Raw genomic sequence first — 13,137 nt, 5'->3', positions numbered from 1 at the left:
CTGAGATGAAACAATGCAGTTAGTTTGCGCCCCACATCCCACGACCAAGGCGTGGCCAAGGATGTCAGTATCGAAAACATGGAGTTAGCAGCGCTTTCAATCAAAACCGGATGTTTATGAGGGCTATACCGCAGCCACTATAAAATTGTCATCAGGGCACCCCGCCACGCCATGGCAGACAAGGGCTGTAGGCCATATCGCGAAAATACTGGTAACAATAAGGACAGTATCTTCAGCTTTTTGATGTTGACCAAGAAAGCAGCTTGGCATTTTAACGACATGCCATTTTGGACCAACAAAAAGCCCCGCATCAGCGGGGCTTTTTTACACTTGAGCGCTTAGCACTGCTGGTGCATTTCCTGGACGGAAATCACCGAGTCGCGGTCGGAGACCAGCAAGCTCTGGCAGGTGGCAAAGGCGGCATTGAGGGTGGTGGTATAGCTCACTTTGTTCATCAGTGCGCCGCGGCGCATCACCTTGGAGTCCTCGATGGCCTGGCGGCCTTCGGTGGTGTTGATGATGTAGCTGTACTCACCGTTCTTAATGCGGTCCACGATGTGTGGGCGGCCTTCATGCACCTTGTTCACCAGGCGCGGGTTGATACCGGCTTCGCCCAGTACCACGGCGGTGCCGTGGGTGGCGTCCAGTTCAAAGCCCAGGGCCAGCAGCTGACGAGCCAGCTCGACGGCGCGCGCCTTGTCGGTGTCGCGTACGGAGATGAGCGCCCGGCCACCTTTGGGGGTGACGCTGTTGGCGCCCAACTGCGACTTGGCATAGGCCTCGGGGAAGGTTTTACCCACACCCATGACTTCACCGGTAGAGCGCATTTCTGGGCCCAGGATGGGGTCAACACCCGGGAACTTGGCAAAGGGCAGCACCGCTTCTTTAACGCAGTAGTAAGGCGGGATCACCTCGCTGCTGATGCCCTGCTGGGCAAGAGACTGGCCGGCCATGACCCGGGCGGCAATCTTGGCCAGAGACAAGCCGGTAGCCTTGGACACAAAGGGCACGGTACGGGACGCGCGGGGGTTGACCTCAATGAGGTAAATCTCGTTGTCCTTAACCGCGAACTGGGTGTTCATCAGGCCGATAACGTTCAGCTCAAAGGCGAGCTTACGCACCTGCTCACGCATCCGGTCCTGAATGTCTTTGGACAGGGTGTAAGGGGGCAGTGAACAGCCAGAATCGCCGGAGTGCACGCCCGCTTGCTCGATGTGCTCCATGATGCCGCCAATCAGCACATCGGTGCCGTCACAGATGGCATCGATGTCCACTTCCACGGCGTCGTCCAAGAAACGGTCCAGCAGCACCGGGCTGTCGTTGGACACCTTCACGGCGTCGGTCATGTAGCGGCGCAGGTCCACTTCGTCGTAGACGATTTCCATGGCGCGGCCGCCCAGCACGTAGGAGGGGCGCACCACCAGCGGATAACCTATGGTCGCCGCCTTGGAGATGGCCTGCTCCAGGTTGGTGACGGTGGCGTTCTCGGGCTGCTTGAGGCCCAGGCGCTCAACCGCTTGCTGGAAGCGCTCACGGTCTTCAGAGCGGTCGATGGCATCCGGGCTGGTACCGATGATGGGCACACCGGCCGCTTCCAAGGCGCGAGCCAGTTTCAGCGGAGTCTGGCCGCCGTACTGGACGATAACGCCCTTGGGTTTTTCCAGGCGCACGATTTCCAGCACGTCTTCGAAGGTAATGGATTCGAAGTAGAGGCGGTCAGAGGTGTCGTAGTCGGTCGACACGGTCTCGGGGTTACAGTTGACCATGATGGTCTCATAACCGTCTTCGCGCATGGCAAGGGCGGCGTGAACGCAGCAGTAGTCAAACTCGATACCCTGGCCGATACGGTTCGGGCCGCCACCGATAACCATGATTTTCTCACGGTCAGAGGGGTTGGCTTCGCACTCGTCGTCGTAGCTCGAATACATATAAGCGGTGGAGCTGGCAAATTCAGCCGCGCAGGTATCGACGCGCTTATAAACGGGCACGATGTTGTTGGCGTGGCGGATTTTGCGCACTTCAGACTCGGCAACACCCAGGATGGCCGCCAGGCGAGCATCAGAAAAGCCCTTGCGCTTGAGTTTGCGCAGGAACACCGGGTCCAGACCGGCCAGGCCCTTCTCGGCCACGGCTTTTTCGTCTTTGAGCAAGTCTTCGATTTGCACCAGAAACCAGGGGTCGATGTTGGTCAGCTTGAACACATCGTCCATGGTCATGCCGCTACGGAAAGCATCGGCGATGTACCAAATCCGCTCGGCGCCCGCTTCTTTGAGCTCACGGCGCAGAATAGAGGTGGCTTCCGGGTCTTCCAAGTCCACCATGGGGTCAAAACCGCTGGCGCCCACTTCCAGGCCGCGCAGGGCCTTTTGCAGGGATTCTTGCTGGTTACGGCCAATGGCCATCACCTCACCCACCGATTTCATCTGAGTTGTGAGGCGGTCGTTGGCACCGGCAAACTTCTCAAAGTTAAAACGCGGGATCTTGGTAACCACGTAGTCGATGGACGGCTCGAACGACGCCGGGGTCTTGCCACCGGTGATGTCGTTCATCAGCTCGTCCAGGGTGTAACCTACCGCCAGCTTGGCCGCCACCTTGGCAATGGGGAAGCCGGTGGCCTTGGAGGCCAGGGCGGAGGAGCGAGACACCCGCGGGTTCATCTCGATAACCACCATGCGGCCGTCTTTGGGGTTCACCCCGAACTGCACGTTGGAGCCGCCGGTTTCCACACCAATCTCACGCAGTACCGCCAAGGAGGCGTTACGCATGATCTGGTATTCCTTGTCGGTCAGGGTTTGCGCCGGGGCCACGGTGATGGAGTCGCCGGTGTGGATACCCATGGGGTCGAAGTTTTCGATAGAGCAGACGATGATGGCGTTGTCGTTGCGGTCACGCACCACTTCCATCTCGTACTCTTTCCAGCCAATCAGGCTCTCGTCAATCAAGAGCTCATTGGTGGGGCTCAAATCGAGGCCGCGGCGGCAAATTTCTTCGTATTCTTCTTTGTTGTAAGCAATACCGCCACCGGTGCCGCCCATGGTGAAGCTGGGGCGGATGATGCAAGGCAGACCGATGTCATCAATGATGTCTTCGCAGTCTTCCCAGCTGTGGGCGATACGGGCGCGGGGCACGGCCAGGTTGATGTTGGCCATGGCCTCAACAAAACGCTCGCGGTCTTCGGCCTTGTCGATGGCATCGGCGGTAGCGCCAATCATCTGTACGCCGAATTTTTCCAGCACGCCGTGCTTGTCCAGGTCCAGGGCGCAGTTGAGCGCAGTCTGGCCGCCCATGGTGGGCAGAATGGCGTCGGGGCGTTCTTTTTCGATGATCTTGGCCACCACTTCCCAGTGCACCGGCTCGATGTAAGTAGCATCGGCCATGCCCGGGTCGGTCATGATGGTGGCGGGGTTGGAGTTCACCAGAATAACCCGGTAACCCTCTTCACGCAGGGCCTTACAGGCCTGGGTGCCGGAGTAGTCGAACTCACAGGCCTGGCCGATAACGATGGGGCCAGCGCCGAGGATGAGAATGCTTTTAAGGTCGGTACGTTTTGGCATGATTACCCCCTGGCCGCCATCAGTTCGATAAAGTGGTCGAAGAGCGGTGCCGCATCGTGCGGACCCGGGCTCGCTTCAGGGTGGCCCTGGAAGGAAAACGCCGGCTTGTCGGTGCGGGCAATACCTTGCAGAGTGCCGTCGAACAGGGATTTGTGGGTAGCGCGCAGGTGCGCGGGCAAACTCGCCTCGTCTACCGCAAAGCCGTGGTTCTGGGCGGTGATCATCACCACGTCACGGTCCAGGTCTTTAACCGGGTGGTTACCGCCGTGGTGGCCGTGGCCCATTTTGATGGTCTTGGCGCCACTGGCCAGCGCCAGCAACTGGTGGCCCAGGCAGATACCAAACACCGGAATCTCGGTTTCCAAGAAGGCTTTGATGGCGTCGATGGCGTAGGTGCAAGGCTCCGGGTCGCCAGGGCCGTTGGAGAGGAAGATGCCATCGGGGTTCAGGGCCAGCACCTCTTGGGCAGAGGTTTGGGCAGGTACTACGGTCAGTTTGCAGCCCCTGTCAGCCAGCATGCGCAGGATGTTGCGTTTAACGCCGTAGTCATACGCCACTACGTGATATTTGTAGTGCTCGTCGCCGAATTGCTTGAAACCCTCACCCAGGGTCCAGCTGCCTTCCGTCCACTGGTAGCTTTCCTTGGTGCACACCACCTTGGCCAAGTCCATGCCCTTAAGGCCAGGGAAGGCTTTGGCGGCGGCCAGTGCCGCCGCTTCGTCCACCTCACCGGCGATAATGCAGCCGTTCTGAGCGCCCTTTTCACGCAGAATGCGGGTCAGCTTACGGGTGTCGATATCGGCGATGGCAACGATATTGCGGGCTTTGAGGTAATCAGAAAGAGAAGCCTGATTACGGAAGTTGGAAGCGACAAGGGGAAGATCGCGGATCACAAGGCCAGTAGCCCAGATTTTATCGGCTTCTTCGTCTTCGGTATTGGTACCGGTGTTGCCGATATGGGGGTAGGTCAGGGTAACAATTTGTTGGGAATACGAGGGATCAGTAAGAATTTCCTGGTAACCCGTCATTGAAGTATTAAAAACTACTTCGCCGACCGCTTTTCCAGTGGCCCCAATGGCCGTGCCCTGGAAGACGGTCCCGTCTTCAAGGACCAAGAGCGCTGGCTGACTCAAGACAACCTCCATAGAGTTAGTAACTGAGAGAAATCAGTAACTTACCATCGGAGCTGAGCATCAAAACGATGCGTTTTACCGAGCTTTTGGCAAATTGGCGGTATGATAAAGATGTGGGCCGACCTTGTCCATTAATTTTTAGAAAAGGTTTTCGTGACGAAAATGACGCCAAATCGTTATTTTTACAGCTTTACGTGCACGCAAACCGCCGCTGACTGACTGCATAAAGCGCGCGAATTCTCACATAAAAATTCAATCTGGCGCAATAAAAAACCGGCCACAACGCCGGTTTCAATAGTTTAGCCTTTTTTTCTGGGTGTTATTGCAGTTTTAGCTCGAAGGCGGCAGCGCCGTAAGCGCCCAGCTGATAGTGCCACTGCCCTGCCCCCTTGCTGACCACCAGGGTGCCGCTGTTGCTGCCAAGAAGGTCGTTAAGGGCGTATTGGCCGTCGGCCAGTTTCCACTTTTCAATCAAGGCCTTGGGCACAGCTATCTGGCCCTCTTTGGCGCTCGCGGCAAAGTTGGTGGCCACCAACACCTGCTGGCTGCCCTGCCAGCGGGCAAAGGCAAAGACCTTGTCATCGCTTTGCGCCAGCGCCTGGCTGGTGCCACCGAAAGCGCCCTGGCTGCGGCTGAGGTTCAGCAGCTTTTGGTAAAAGCCGCGCAGGGCCTTTTCCTTGGCAGACAATTGGCCGCCGTCAAAGGCGCCGCCGTTCATCCAGCGCTGCACGCTCGGCACATCCCAATAGTCGAAGATGGTGGTGCGGCTGGCTTTGCCAAAGCCGGCGTCACGGGCGCCGGGCTCGCCAAGGGCCTGGCCGAAGTAAACCATGGTGGCGCCGTCGTCCATCAGCGCCGACACCGCCATGGCCGGAATGGCCTTGACCGGATCGCCGGCAAACTCGGGGCTGGCGATGCGCTGCTCGTCATGGTTTTCCAAAAAGTGCAGCTGGTGAGCGGCAATGTCCTGGTTACGCACCAGGATATCGGCGAGCGCCTGGGTGCCCTCTTTGCCTTGGATGATGGCCTTGAGGCTGTCGTAGGTTTCTACCTTGTCGTAGAGGTAATCCATTTTGCCCAGGCGGATATAGTCCCGGTACTGGGCCGGGTTGTAGACCTCGGCCATCAGCAGGGTGTCAGCCTTGTGCATCTTGATGGCGCTGTTGAGGTAGCTCCAAAATTCCACCGGCACCATTTCGGCTACGTCGTAGCGAAAACCGTCGACGCCTTTATCCAGCCAGTAAAGGGCGATGTCCTTGTACTTGACCCAGCTGTCCGGCACCGATTTGCCCTGCCAAAAAGCCGCGTGGGCGCGGTAATCCTGATTCTCGAAACCGGCGGGCAGTTGTGGGAAGTCATAGCTGCCGTCGGGGCGCACCCCGTAGTTTATCTTGACCGTTTCATACCAGTCGTCCAGAGCCGGCTGCGGGCTGCGGCTGCCGTTACCTGTCCACTTGGCGGGGTTTTCAGCAAACTGGCCGTCGGCCAGGGGATGAGGCAAGCCGCCCAGAGGCTTGTCGCCTTTGGGCACTTTAAACGCCTGGCCCGGCACGTAATAGAAGTTGTTGTCGCGCTTGTAGACCACCCTGGTGTCGTCGTTTCGGCCAAAGTCCCGCTCCGGGTAGACGCTGGAGTGATAGCGGCGGGCCACGTGGTTGGGCACGATGTCGATGATGACCTTCATGCCGTGGGCATGGGTGCGCGCAATCAGGGCCTCGAACTCTTCTAAGCGCTTGGCAGGGTGAGTGGCCAAGTCCGGGTCAACGTTGTAGTAGTCCTTGACCGCGTAGGGCGAGCCGGCCCGGCCCTTGACCACGTCCGGGTCGTCTGCGGCTATACCGTAGGCGCTGTAGTCGGTGACCTGGGCATGCTCGGGAATGCCGGTGTACCACAGATAATTGACCCCCAGTGCCTTGATGGAGGCCAAGGCAGCGTCGTTGATGTCGGCAAATTTACCGACCCCGTTTTGCGCTAGGGTGCCCCAGGGCACCTGGCTGTCGACCTTGTTGCCAAAAAGACGGGTAAACATCTGGTAGATAACCGGCTTGCCGGAGCCTTGGGGCTGCACGCTGGCCGGCGCCTCTTGGGCGGCGTTGCTGGCAACGGGTGCCTCTGAGCAGGCAGCAAGCATCACGCAAAGGGCCAGGGAAGAGAGCTTGTTCATGATGTCATCCTTACTGCAAGTCGAGGGTACGCGCGGCGCCGTCCCAGTCAAAGGTTAGGGTCAGCTGGTCGCCGTCTTGTTTAAAGCTATGGGGCTTGCCGTCCAGCAAGGCGGCCTTGACGGCGCCCGGGTGGTGGATAACCAAGGTCAGCTGGCGGCTTTTGGGCATGCCGGGGTATTGGCCTTGGCTGGCAAGCGTCACGGTCAGGCCCCCTTGCTGGCGGGCGCTAAAGCGCAGCAGCTGGTATTGGCCCTTGGCGTAGGCGTCCGGGGTGTGGCCGTCGTCTTCATACATTTGGCCCTGGGCCTCGGTTACCGAGGGATCGGCCCAGTAGTGCAGGGTCAGCGCCTTGCTGGAATAGCTGTCGGTGCTTTGGGTTGGCGCCACCATGGGCACGAAGCTGCCGGCTTTTACCAGCACCGGTAGGGTCTCGACACTGGTGGCGCGGGTGTAGCTTTGGCCCCCTTCGATGCGCTTACCGCTCCAAAAATCAAACCAGGCGCCCTTGGGCAATTGGGTGGTCACGGTTTTGGCGCCCTGCTCAGTGACCGGGGTCACCAGGAAGGCATCACCCCAGAAGTAGCTGTGGTGGTTGTCAAAGTCTTTGACATCATCGCTTTGCATCAGCATCGAGCGCATCAGCGGCTTGCCGGTGGTGCTGTTCTCAAAGGCCAGGCTGTAGTTGTAGGGCAGCAGGCTATAGCGCAGCTTGATGTAATCCCCCACCACTTTTTGGATATGGGCGTCGTGGAACACCGGTTCAGGGGCGATTTCTTCCTGGCCGTGGGGGCGAAATACCGGCTGGAACACGCCGTATTGCAGCCAGCGCAGGTAAAGCTCCGGGTCGAACTTATCGCCACCGGCAAAGCCGCCCAGATCCGAGTGAATGTACCCAAGGCCCTGGGCGCCCATTTGCAGCGCCAGCTCCACTTGCGGCTTAAGGCCGCCCCAGCTGCGGGACACGTCGCCGGTCCAGGGCATCATGCCAAAGCGCTGGGAGCCGGCATAACCGCTTCGCATCAGGATAAAGGGCCGCATGTCAGGGCGATGCTGGCGCACCCCGTCGTACACCATCTCGGCCCAGCGGTGGCCGTAGGCGTTATGCAGGGCATCGGCTGAGCCTTCGGCATGCACCAGGTTTGCAGGGTGCACTTCCGGCTCGCCAAGGTCGCCCCAGAATCCGGCGACCCCTTCATCCAGCAAGCTCTGGTATTTGCCCCAGAACCAGTCGCGGCCCTTGGGCGAGAACACATCCACCAGGCCCGTGTGGCCGAAGAAGAAATCGTAGGTTGCCGGTTTGCCGCTGGCGTCCGGGGTGATAGCGCCAGCGCTGAGCGCTTCGTTCCAGCACTTGGAGGTGGTGAGGATAAAGGGCTCGGTAATGAGCACCGTTTTTACCCCGTCTTTTTTAAAGTCGCGGATCATCTGCTCCGGGGTTGGGAAGGCGGTTTTATCCCAGGCCAGGTTGCCCATGTGGCCTTTGACGTCTTTGCCGAACCAGTAAAGATCCAGCACGATGGCGTCCAGGGGAATGCCGGCTTCTTTAAAGCGGTTCACCACATCACGGGCTTCGGCTTCGCTGTGGTAGCCAAAGCGGGAGGCAAAGTTACCCAGCGCCCAGCGCGGCGGTAGCGGCTGATGGCCGGTGAGCTGGGTGTATTCTTCGGTGAGCCCGGCGTAGTGGTCACTTGCTACCACCACGTAGGCGCGCCGGCCGGTCTCGGCGCTGAAGGTCATTTGGTCGCTCTGGGTAGCCCCCAGATCCATCTCGCCAGAGGCGGTGTTGTCAAACAGCAGCAGGTATTTCTCGCTGGAGAGAATAAGCGGCAGGCTGTAATACATCTGCGCCGCTTCGGTGGTGTAGCCGTAGCTCGCCTTGTTGTAGAGCGGCAGTTTGTGGCCGCGCCTGTCCATGCCCAGCACCCGCTCGCCGCCGCCCATGAGCTTTTCACCCTGTTGAAGCGAAAAGCCAAGGTTTACCCCCTGCTCGCCTTTAAAACCGCTGCTCTCGGCCAGTAGCAGGTGCTCACCTCTGTAATAGCTGATTTTAAGGTCTCGGGTGTCTATCTCAGCTCTGAGCCCCGGCAGGCGGTACACCAGGGTGTCGCCCTTTTGGCTGAGCTCGGCCTTGACCGCCGTTTGCTGAACGATGGCCCGGGAGGCCGGTTGCTGGCTGCCAGCCTTGAGGTATTCGGTTTGAATGGCATCGGCATCCAGGGGGGTGAGCACCAGCTCACCGCCAGCCTTGGGGATCACCAGGCGATTGCCGTCCAGGTGATAGGCAGGCTTGCTGGCACAACTGGCCAGCAGTACGGCAAGGGACAAAGGCAGATAACGCAGTTTCATCATTTGAGCTCCAGCACCCAGGCTGTTTTGGCAGGCACCGTCAAGGTGCCAGTCAGGGAATAGGTGTTGCCGCTCAGCACCTCATGGCCCAGTTGGTGGCCCTTGAGTTCGGCAAAGCGGCCAAGGTCCAGGGTCTGGGCCTTGTCGTTCTTGTTCATTACCACCATCACCTGCTGGGCAGGGCTCAGGCGAAAATAGCTGTACACCCCGTCTTGGGGCACGTAGTGGACCAGGCGGCCGCTGATGGCGGGCGCCGTTTTGCGCCAGTTCAGCAGCTTTTGCATAAAACCCAAGGCCTGGCGCTGGCCGCCGTCAAGGCCGGTGCCGGTAAAGGCGTTGACCTTGTCCCCCGGCCAGCCGCCGGGGAAATCGGCCCGCAGCACGCCGTGGTCACTGCTTTTGGGGTCCATGGCCAGCTCGGTGCCGTAAAAGATCTGGGGAATGCCACGGGTGGTGAGGATAAAGGTCATGGCCATCTGCCACAGGGCCCGGTCGCCCTGGAGCTGGGTCATCACCCGCGCCATGTCGTGGTTGTCGGCAAAGACCACCAGGTTATTGGGGGCGCTGTAGAGAAAGTCGTTGGCAAGGGCCTGGTAGAGCATGCTGATGCCGCTGTTCCAGGTCTCCGGCTCGGTCAGGCCCTTGATGAGGGCCTCTTGCAGCGGAAAATCCATCAAGGACGGCAAGTTGCTGACATAACCGTCTTTGGGGTGATTGCCCCGCTGCCAGTAACTGGTGATGGCAGCATTGGTGCTCCACTCCTCCCCCACCATGTTCAGGTGCGGGTATTCGTTCATCAGCGCCGCACTCCATTGGGCCAGGAAGGCTTGGTCGGAGTAAGACCAGGTGTCGATGCGGATACCGCTAAGGCCGGCGTATTCCACCCACCAGATGCTGTTTTGAATCAGGTAAGTGGCCAGATGCGGGTTGCGCTGGTTGAGATCCGGCATGCTGGGCACAAACCAGCCGTCGTTAAACTGGGCCCGGTCGCTGGCCGCCACATGGGGGTCGTGCAGGGTTTCGCGGCGATGGTTGGTGGGGTGAAAGCGGGTGCCGTTCAGCCAGTCCTGGCTGGGCAAGTCTTTCACCCAAGGATGGTTGCTGCCGATATGGTTGAGCACCACGTCGATGATAAGGCCCATGCCGCGAGCCTTGGCGGCTTGGCTCAGGGCCCGGTAATCGGCATTGGCGCCAAAGCGCGGGTCAACCCGGTAAAAATCGGTGGCCGAGTAGCCGTGGTAGCTGTAACTCGCCATGGCGTTTTCCACCACCGGGTTCAGCCACAGCTGGGTCACCCCCAACTTTTCAAGGTAATCAAGGTGGTCCATCACCCCTTTGAGGTCGCCGCCGTGACGGCCACCGGGCAGGCGGCGGTTTGCCTTGTCGCCGTAACCCTTCACATCGTCATTGCCGGGGTCGCCATTGGCAAAGCGGTCCGGGGTGATGAGATAAATCACGTCTTTTTGGGAAAAGCCCTGGCGCATCGCCGAACCCGGGGCCCGGGCCAGCAGCGGATAGTGGCGGTCAAAGTGCTGCCCGGCCACCTCAAAGGCCAGATCAAGCTCACCGGCTTTAGTCTTTGGCGCTATGGCGAGGGTCACAAAAAGGTAGTCGGGGCTTTCAAGGGCCTCTGCTTTGACCAGCGACACCCCGGCATGGGGGGCCAGGGTGACCTTGGCCTTGGCAATGTCCTTGCCGTAGACCATCAGCTCGACGGTGGGCCTTTTCATCCCCACCCACCAGTTGGCGGGCTCGATTTTATCGAGGCTGGCGGCCTGGGCTGCCGTAGCTGTCAGCAGGGCCAACACACAGAAAAACAGGCGCATCATTGCTCCAGAGCCTTGAAACGGATGGCGGCGCCGCCACTGGTGGCGAGCTTCAGGGCCAGGGTGTCGCTGCGGCTCACCGTCTTTTTCTCGATGACATAATCGTAAGGATTGCTCTGCCAGTCGGCCTTGGCGCCATCGCGGTAAATTTGTGCTTCATAGCGTGTGCCGCTGTCCAAAAAATCCAGCTTCACTGGCAGCACCCGCGCCTGCTCATCGGTAATGGCGCCCAGATACCAGTCCTTGCCACCTCGCGCCTTGCGGGCCATCACCAGGTAATCGCCCACGGCGCCGGCCAGCGCCTTGCTCTCTTCCCAATCGGTAGGCACGTCGCGGATAAACTGAAAGGCGTCCAGGTGCTTTTGGTAGTTTTCAGGCAGATCCGCCGCCATCTGAATGGGGCTGTAAATGGTCACATAGAGGGCCAATTGTTTGGCAAGGGTGGTCTGCACCCGGTTACCGTCTTTGAGATCGGTGGGTGCCAGGTCGAAAATGCCGGGGGTAAAGTCCATGGGCCCTGCCAATAACCGGGTAAAGGGCAGCATCACGGTGTGTTCGGGGCTGTTGGGCGGCGTGCCCCAGGCGTTGTATTCCTGGCCACGGGCCCCTTCTCGGCTGATCCAGTTGGGGTAGGTGCGGCGAAGGCCAGTGTCTTTGATGGGCTCGTGGCTGTTGATGGCAATATGGTATTTGGCCGCCTCGGTCACCACCTTCTGATAGTGATTAACCATAAACTGGCCGTCGTGCCATTCATGGCGGCGAATGCCCTTTGCGTCGCGACGGTCGATTTCGCCGCCGTCCGCCACGTAACCGGTTTTAACCTGGCTGACCCCAAGCCGTTGATAGAGCGCCATGGCGTCATCCAGTTGCGCCTCGTAATTGCTGACATGCCCGCCGGTTTCATGGTGGCCAATCAGTTTGACCCCTTTGCCGGCGCCATAAGCGGTGATGGCCTTTATATCGAAGTCAGGATAGGGCTGGGTAAAGCTAAACTTATCGCCGTTTTTGACCCAGTCACCGTCCCAGCCCTGGTTCCAGCCTTCGACCAACACGCCGTCAAAACCATAACGGGCGGCAAAGTCCATATAACGCTCGGCATTGACGGTGGTGGCGCCGTGATGCGGGCCGCTGCCCCAGGTCATGCGCCCCAGATGCATGGCCCACCAGATACCGATGTACTTGCCCGGTTTAACCCAGGACACATCTCCCAGCTTGTTGGGCTCATTGAGGTTGAGGATGAGGCTGGAATTGACCAAATCGGTGGCGCTGCCCACTTCGATGGTGCGCCAGGGGCTCATGAAAGGGGCGGCGGTTTTCACCTTGATACCGTCGCCCCAGGGGGTGAGGTCGGCCTTCAATACCCCGGGGCGGCGCTGGTTGAGGGTCATGGCGGCGTAGTTGACCAACGCCGCTTCGTGGATACTTAAGTGCACCCCGCCCGGCAGCTTCATGGTCAGGGGCGTCTGGGCACTTTGCACCGCCTCAAGGGCGCTGGTGCGATAGGGATATTCGTAACGGTCCCACTGGCGGGCAGGGATAGACCAAGCGGTGACCTTATCGCTGCCGGCGATACGAAATTCGGTGCGCTCGTCGGTGATATTAACGGTGCTCAGATGCGGCTGAGCCGGCACTTCGTAGCGAAAGCCAAGGCCGTCATCAAAAACCCGGACCCGCAGCACAAAGCGTTGGCCGGCGTCGTTGGCAAAGGTGGCGGCCAGCTCGTTGTGGTTATCTTGCACATAATGGCGCTCCCCCCAGGGCTGCTCCCATTGGCTGTCGCTGTGATGGCGCGCTACCTTGACTATCCGGTAGCCAGGGCCCATGTCGCCAATCTCCAGCATGCTCAGCCCAAGGGCAGAATCCCCCAATAGCGCCCGGCCCTCGCGGCTGACTTGATAGTGAGGGGTATCGTCGTCACTCAAAGTAAAGGTCAGCTTGCCGTCGGGCGAACTCACCGCCAGGCTTTGAGCCAGCACAGAAGCCGGCCCCAGCATCAGCAATAAAGGCAACATGGCGCGCATGGTGATCTCCTCAGTCGCAGGGGCATGCCGGCGACAGGTTATTGGCCCAAGGGGCAACTTGACGCTTACGCTAACGGCCACAGCCGTTGGCA

General features: G+C 59.6%; 6 protein-coding genes. All 6 read right to left on the bottom strand.

Features of this window, described 5'->3' with window-relative positions; translation table 11 throughout:
- Positions 1-338: 338 nt before the first annotated feature.
- The 6 genes from carB to EDC28_RS11035 all read right to left on the bottom strand — a co-directional run bounded on the left by carB (position 339) and on the right by EDC28_RS11035 (position 13,045).
- Positions 339-3,554 (bottom strand): carbamoyl-phosphate synthase large subunit, encoded by a 3,216-nt coding sequence (gene carB, locus EDC28_RS11060; protein ID WP_050658477.1) that lies wholly within the window; start codon positions 3,552-3,554, stop codon positions 339-341.
- 2 nt (positions 3,555-3,556) lie between these two features.
- Positions 3,557-4,687, bottom strand: coding sequence for a glutamine-hydrolyzing carbamoyl-phosphate synthase small subunit (carA, locus tag EDC28_RS11055; RefSeq protein ID WP_123421638.1), 1,131 nt, complete (start codon positions 4,685-4,687; stop codon positions 3,557-3,559).
- A gap of 319 nt (positions 4,688-5,006) precedes the next feature.
- On the bottom strand, positions 5,007-6,851 hold the full coding sequence (locus EDC28_RS11050) for an alpha-amylase family glycosyl hydrolase (protein ID WP_123421637.1): 1,845 nt from the start codon (positions 6,849-6,851) through the stop codon (positions 5,007-5,009).
- A 10-nt stretch (positions 6,852-6,861) separates the two neighbouring features.
- Positions 6,862-9,201, bottom strand: a complete 2,340-nt coding sequence (locus EDC28_RS11045) for a glycoside hydrolase family 31 protein (protein WP_244946578.1) — start codon at positions 9,199-9,201, stop codon at positions 6,862-6,864.
- A complete protein-coding gene (locus tag EDC28_RS11040) occupies positions 9,198-11,027 on the bottom strand; it encodes a glycoside hydrolase family 13 protein (protein ID WP_244946577.1) in 1,830 nt (609 codons plus the stop codon). The genes EDC28_RS11045 and EDC28_RS11040 overlap by 4 nt, the downstream gene beginning before the upstream one ends.
- Positions 11,024-13,045 carry a glycoside hydrolase family 97 protein gene (locus EDC28_RS11035; protein ID WP_123421634.1) on the bottom strand — a complete coding sequence of 674 codons (2,022 nt, stop codon included), beginning with the start codon at positions 13,043-13,045 and terminating at the stop codon, positions 11,024-11,026. Before EDC28_RS11035 ends, EDC28_RS11040 begins: the two co-directional genes overlap by 4 nt.
- Between the last annotated feature and the right edge of the window lie 92 nt (positions 13,046-13,137).

Origin of the sequence: Gallaecimonas pentaromativorans (genome assembly GCF_003751625.1) — a bacterium.
Taxonomy (GTDB): domain Bacteria; phylum Pseudomonadota; class Gammaproteobacteria; order Enterobacterales; family Gallaecimonadaceae; genus Gallaecimonas; species Gallaecimonas pentaromativorans.
Note: the sequence above shows the minus strand (reverse complement) of the source record. Positions and strands in the feature narration are given on the sequence as shown.

Bases quoted from the DNA above. Each gene is read 5' to 3' on its own strand.
- carB (WP_050658477.1), bottom strand. From the start codon at position 3,554: ATGCCAAAACGTACCGACCTTAAAAGCATTCTCATCCTCGGCGCTGGC.
- EDC28_RS11050 (WP_123421637.1), bottom strand. From the start codon at position 6,851: ATGAACAAGCTCTCTTCCCTGGCCCTTTGCGTGATGCTTGCTGCCTGC.
- EDC28_RS11045 (WP_244946578.1), bottom strand. From the start codon at position 9,201: ATGATGAAACTGCGTTATCTGCCTTTGTCCCTTGCCGTACTGCTGGCC.
- EDC28_RS11040 (WP_244946577.1), bottom strand. From the start codon at position 11,027: ATGATGCGCCTGTTTTTCTGTGTGTTGGCCCTGCTGACAGCTACGGCA.
- EDC28_RS11035 (WP_123421634.1), bottom strand. From the start codon at position 13,045: ATGCGCGCCATGTTGCCTTTATTGCTGATGCTGGGGCCGGCTTCTGTG.